Genomic DNA, 6,479 nt, shown 5'->3' on the forward strand with positions numbered 1-6,479 from the left:
CTTAACTCTGTAAATACTCTCTTAACCGTGAAGCTAGAGCAAGAAGATAAGGGACCTGTTCCGAGGCATTCGCCTCAAAATGAGAAAGCTGTTGCACTAGGGCCTTATAGTCCTCTTCGAAATTCGCTCGCTTTTGGTCCTGCCAGGTATCGCCAAGCGCACCAAAGCTATGATTCAAACCGTTAACCGCTTCATTCAACGTATCGATGAATTGCGTCAGAGTTTGCGCGAAACGTTCAAGTTCATCAGGATCACCAATTGCCTGTGACATAATTTACCCCCAAATCTTTGTTTACCAGTAACCTTCATCATCAGATGAGGCCGTTATATTTCCTGTTGTGTTCACCTTGACGCTATCACCGTCCAATTTGATCTCAGCCGGAGTCGGTACCACGTTTGGGTTCTTGGACTGGGTACGCATAGTCACAGACATGGTCACTCGCTGGAAAAACTCATGTAGCTGCCCAGCATTTTCTGCATAGAAAAGGTCATGGGGCGTTCCCTCGATAAAACGCTTCAGAACATTCTCATCCGCATCACGTCCGATAGCCATTGCCATGCGGTCACATTTGGAAGAACGCCCTTGGGAGATAAAGTCCTCTAGCGATCTTTCCCAACTGTCATTAGGTTGCCCATCTGAAACAAGAACTATTGTCGGACGGTAAGCACGGGAGGGAGTTGTTTCCTTATCCTCAATCATAGCCTTAGCCATTTTAAGGGCAGTTCCCATCGGGGTCATACCGTTTGCTTGAAGACCTTGCCACTTCACCTGAGAAGCCTTAGTGTAGGGCACATATAGCTCAACCTCATTACCGAAAGTGATGACAGAAACAAGAATTTCTGTCTCCATCTTCTCTTCCTGTGCAAAGGTATCCAGCATATCCTCGACGGCCTTATTAAGGTTTTCGATTTTATCTCCAGACATACTAGAGCTAACATCCAAAAGTAAAACCACAGGAAGAGGCTTGGCAGTTGGAGTGGTGAACTTTTTAGGATCAAACATAGATTACTCTCATGATTTATAAGATGTTTTAATACAAACAAGCTCTTTATTATTAAAGAAAAATATTAATTACAACAAAACACTCAAATGTCAAAAATTACACGCCTTCAATATTTTGAATATGGATGTAAATTCCTACATGATGCTCAATTTCTGCAAATTACATAATAAATAGTTTGTTTAGAACTAATGCGTAAGTCTTATGGTCTTTACCAATTCAGAATAGTGAAATTCTTCTTGATTTAACATATTTTCAAACATAATTCACATGAAATCAATGATTTTTATGCTAATTAGTATATTCTATTCAAAAATTTTATATTTAATATTAGACCTCTTTCATAAATCATTTTTTACTCAGCTCCAAGTTATAAATTCCAGCAATTAGATTGAATCTCAAACCGAGTCTTTTAGCTCCATATTGCGATAACACCCCGCAAGGATCTTGAAAGTTTTTAGACTGCCAAATACATGCTCAATTGCTATTCTTCTTTTATTGATTTCCTGATTATAGATTTTTAGTTCGGGATCCAATTTACAGCGTCTTTTGGCTTTTAAGGGCAACAGGCTATTCGGATACAAAGTATAAATCCCTTGATAACCTTTATCCGCAAGAACAAAGGCTCCTGAAGGAATCTGGTTTAAATTGCGTTTGAACAACTCGAAATCATGACTGCACCGCGACTGGTACATAAACTCAGAATTTGCTGAGTTTTGTAGTGAATCATGGCCTGTACTTTAAAGGTATGGGCTTTTTCTTGCCGCTATAGCTTTTCTTCTGTTTTTTTAGGCCTTTGGATTGGAATTTCCGTGGCATCCACGATCACAACATTCCAGTCGATGCCTTCGCCCTCGGGTAAATCTTTGGGTAAATTAAACAGATTGGACCGAATCAGGCAGTCTTCAACATGACGGACAATTCTTGAGGCCGTGGGCTCTGAAACCCCGTAACTCGTCGCAACGTGAAATAAGGTTCGGTATTCCCGCCAATAGCTCAGACAGAGTAGAACCTGATCCTCCAGGCTTAACTTGGGCGGTCTGCCTTTGGCAGAGACATGCTTCTGCAATTGCTCAACCATCAAATAGAAAGTTGACCATGAGATGCATGTGTATCGCTTGAACTGAGGATCAGAAAGCTTGTTTGAATCGATGTATTTCATCCGCAGATTATGCACGAATGCCAAGAAATCCGGAGTGCAAATATTAACCAAAAAAAAGATCGTTTTTTGATTTATGAAAGAGATCTATTATACTTAAGATTACCCACATTAAACTTAAAACTGGGCCCAATATATGTTTACTATTACATACCGCAACTAAAGATTACTACTGTAATCTTTAGTTCAATATTGATTGAGAAAACCAACTCAATTCAAGTTGCTTTTTATGCCAGTCTACAATCCCATAAAGAAAAGAGCTTAATAGCCTCTTCTGAGTTTGAAGCAATGTACTATGATAAGATTAACCCATTAGGTCAGGTGGCCTAACTTAAATAAAAAGTCTCCGACAAACTCGGTACGGTTCACATCTCCTTTTAACTGACATTTAAATATTTATTAATGCATGTTTTTAGCCATTTCTACCAAAACAAATGTAAAATCAATAAACCACTTTATCGTTTTTCATTCAAAAACAGAGCATGTTAACCATGCTCTGGCTATAGCTTATTTAGTGGATAAATTTAGTAACATAGACGAACAATACAAATCATTTGGCATTAAATATGAATTAGATTTTTCTGCCATAAAAGACTGTAGGGCTTTATCCGCTTTTTCTAATAGGCTATTTGCCTGCTGTGTAGTAATCGGTACTGTTTGATGAAATGCGGTTAATTTTTTAGTGAACATATCTAAAATTTTTGGTGGATTTACATGCTCACTTTTTGGTGAATATGTGTATATACAGAATTGCTTACGTACAACATTCCCTTGCAAATCTTGCCATTTTAAAATATTGGTCGTCATAAAATTCATAAACGCATTTTCAGCATTTGAAATAGCACAACATAATCCACCATTATCATAATCCAATGCCTTTTCAATCAAATATTGCATGATAGGTGAAGACAGATCTAGCATATGTATCTGAGGACGATTCACTGCGACAGAGCGATCACTCGTTACATCTAATAAAGATGCTTTACCTAATATGCTTTTAAATTTTTTCTGATATTCGTCATTAAATCGGATACGAATATAGCCAGACTCGCTATGTAAAGTATGCTCAATATCCAAGAGGTCAAGCATACCTAAAATGAAGCTTTCGATATGGTTAGTTTCTACCTGAATATCTGTTCGAACACTATCAGCATCCCCACTTGTAGCATAAGATAAAATTTCTCGCTGGATATTCACTGCTTCTTTGGCATTTCTTAGTGCCTCTTCAATTCTTTCTTCTGTGCGCGAAATACCTATCTCAGTAAGCGTTTTCAAAACATCTTCAACGTCAACATATTGACTAAGCTCACCTAAAATTTCATCCTTCAATCCATCATTAAACTCATGTACTTGTACATTGGAAAGATCATTAACAATTTGCTCAATTCGTTCATACATTTTAAAGATAATATTTACATCAACAGTGTCCGGTTGATGTAAATTAAAAATGAGAACATTTTTCTGTTGTCCATAACGATATAAACGCCCAATACGCTGGACTAAGCGCATCGGATTCCATGGCAGATCATAATTCACCATGATATTACAGGTCTTTTGTAAGTTAATCCCCTCGCCACCAGCTTCTGTAGAAATAAGAAATTGGCCTGTTTCTTCAAAGTTTTTGATCGCATTAATACGATCATCATGTTTCATAGAACCGTTAATTATTTCAACTTTACCTAGACCATATTGCTCTTCTAATTTGGTCTTAATATATTCTTGAGTTGTTCTGTACTCAGTAAATATAAGAACTTTCTCCAAGGAGTTTTTCGCCAAAATCTGATCAATAATGGAATCCATAAATACATTTATTTTCTTGTCTTCACGTATTAAATGATGACTTACTTCGACTAATTCTTTTAAGTCCTCTAATTCTCCCGCAAAGAATTCAATCGAACTTTTACCATCATTTAAAATTTTCGTAAGTTCTTCTTCTAAAATTTCACCAGCATAGCGCTCATCATTCAACTCCTGTAAATTTTCATGAGCTGACTGATAGCTCATCTCAAGGCGTGTCACCCGTTTTAGCAAAGCCTTATGAATTGCCATGACACTTGATGCTGCCAATTTCCGATACGTAGTCATTACAAAGCCAATTGCTCTAGCAAAATTTCCTTCAGCCTGGCTAGCTTGATACCCTTTTTTAAAGTAAGCAGATAATAGCTCTTCAAATTCTTGGAATTCATCAGTTGAAGGAATAGCTATCGCTTTTGTCACTTTTCCTTTAAAAATAAATTTACCATCTTTATCTGTGACATCTGCTTTATGATTTCGATAAATCATATCCCTAATAATTTCAGGATTACGATCTAGTTGTAATAAATCTCGTCTTCTTTCAGGTCGCAATAGCTCTAAAAGTGCAATAAATTTTGCCTGGTCTCCTTGGTGAGGGGTTGCAGATAAAATAATCATTGCTTTGGTTTTTAATCTAAGCTTTGCTGCCAAGTCAAAACGATCAGAAGAATCATATTTATTTCCATACTGTCTTCTAGATAGGCGATGACCTTCATCAAAAATTATGAGATCCCAATTTCCAGCATCTAATAATTTTTCAATATGATTATCATGTTTTAGGGTATCCATCGACCCTATGACATAATCATACTGTTTCCATTCACGTTGTTCATTAATAAAAAAGTCCGTACCATAAATTCTAAATTCATCAATATGGAATTTATGATACATCTCCTCTTTCCACTGTTTGGTTAATCCAGCCGGTGTAACAAGCAATACTCTTCTTGCTTGATCCCGCTGTCTTAAAGCATGCAATAACATTCCTGTTTCAATGGTTTTACCGAGACCAACATCATCTGCAATAAGCCAATTCAAGTTATTTGTTTTTAAAATATGGTGAACTAAATTAATCTGATGTGGTAATGGATCAATATCTAAATGTGATAGTGCACCTGTATTCTCATTCCACAATTTAATCGCATTCGCCAATACTCTTAGCCTAAATCGCTCTACTTCGGTCTGACTAATACTGACATCACCACCTTTAAAACGTGCTTCTGCATTTTTAACTGGGATCAAATGCTGAAACGGCATCCAAACTCTAATGTTATCTTGCTCATAATTGACTAGATATTGATGAAATCCTGCAAGCTTGCGTTCAAATACAATTACCCCTCTACCAAGTCGTTGATATCCTATTTCTGGGGTAGCATCTTGTACTTCCATTCCTATCTTAAAGGCTGGTTGTAAATCTTTTAACTTCACATCTGAAAATTGATTTTTAAGATCCGTACTAATCCACTTAATAACACCAGTTTCTTCATTTTTTATTTGAGAAACAATGCCATATCCAAGCTCTCCATTTACATCTAACTTAATCAAACAACCTTGAACTGGGGTTAAAGTATTATTCATTTAATTCACACTCAATTTCTTCATCATCTTCTTGCGACTGAGCCGATTTCTTAGATTTGGCTTCCAGTTTGGCTAAACGTTCGCTTTCCATTTCTTTATCAAACTGTTCCAAAATTCCACTTTCAATAGTTTTGAGATTAGAAATCTTGGGCCTTGAAATCCCCCACTTTTCCAGATCCTTTTCTTTCTGTATTTGCTGTGTATCGTGACTTGTACGCCAATATTGTTGAGTAAATTGATTGTCTTGAAATTCAACATGTTGTGGCAAATTGTCATCTATATTTAAAAATCTATATTTTAGAAAGATTGCAAAGGATGAAAATTGCCGTATATAGCTTGGGTGACTCACCCATTCATCATCCAACTCATGAAGTAATATTTCTATTTCTTCAAAATCTGGATATCCACTAAAAGATCGAACAATACTTAATAATGTCGGCCAAGGAAAATATTTTTGTCGAATCTTAAAATTATAAACACCAGCATTATCATAGTCTGAATAAGAAAAATCACTTTCAAGGAGTTCTTTGGTTCTTACCATTAAAAAAAATTCTTCAAAGGTAAATGATGAATCAGCCAATCTTTTTAAGGCAGCCCATGTAGCATTGGATGGATGCTCCTGAAAAAACACCTGTAATTGATCTAAAATTTTCTCGCCGTGCCAGTCAAGCAAGCTCATAAATTCATTTGCTTTTAATAATGATTTTTCCTCATGACTCAAAGAGTCTGGGAAATAATCAATTTCACTTTCAACAAAATCAAATTCAGTAAAAGAAAATATTGCATCATCATCTTGAATAACCGAATATTCTTCTTTTTCTTCAGTAGAAATATCTAGGTCAGATAAAAAATCAAGAAAGTGAGTTGGCTTATCTATTGAGAGTGCTTCAATATCTTCAATATCTTCAATATCTTCAATATCTTCAATATCTTCAATATCTTCAATATCT

At 36.0% G+C, this 6,479-nt stretch carries 6 protein-coding genes; all 6 read right to left on the reverse strand.

The genetic code is table 11. The features are described from left to right. Position 1: 1 nt before the first annotated feature. A complete protein-coding gene (locus FTU16_RS12185) occupies positions 2-271 on the reverse strand; it encodes a WXG100 family type VII secretion target (protein WP_168379985.1) in 270 nt (89 codons plus the stop codon). 21 nt (positions 272-292) lie between these two features. Further along, entirely contained in the window at positions 293-1,003 is a 711-nt protein-coding gene (locus FTU16_RS12190) for a VWA domain-containing protein (RefSeq protein WP_168379986.1), read from the reverse strand. A 396-nt stretch (positions 1,004-1,399) separates the two neighbouring features. After that, complete coding sequence (locus FTU16_RS12195; protein WP_180163357.1) at positions 1,400-1,696, reverse strand: transposase family protein; 297 nt, start codon at positions 1,694-1,696, stop codon at positions 1,400-1,402. A gap of 71 nt (positions 1,697-1,767) precedes the next feature. Continuing rightward, complete coding sequence (locus tag FTU16_RS12200; RefSeq protein WP_171527016.1) at positions 1,768-2,163, reverse strand: transposase family protein; 396 nt, start codon at positions 2,161-2,163, stop codon at positions 1,768-1,770. A gap of 504 nt (positions 2,164-2,667) precedes the next feature. After that, entirely contained in the window at positions 2,668-5,529 is a 2,862-nt protein-coding gene (locus FTU16_RS12205) for a DEAD/DEAH box helicase (protein WP_257227130.1), read from the reverse strand. Then, positions 5,522-6,479 (reverse strand): hypothetical protein (locus tag FTU16_RS12210; RefSeq protein ID WP_180163358.1); only part of this gene is annotated, 958 nt, incomplete at its 5' end. The genes FTU16_RS12205 and FTU16_RS12210, both read right to left, overlap by 8 nt.

The sequence above is a fragment of the Acinetobacter sp. YH12069 genome (assembly GCF_013419675.1).
Taxonomy (GTDB): domain Bacteria; phylum Pseudomonadota; class Gammaproteobacteria; order Pseudomonadales; family Moraxellaceae; genus Acinetobacter; species Acinetobacter amyesii.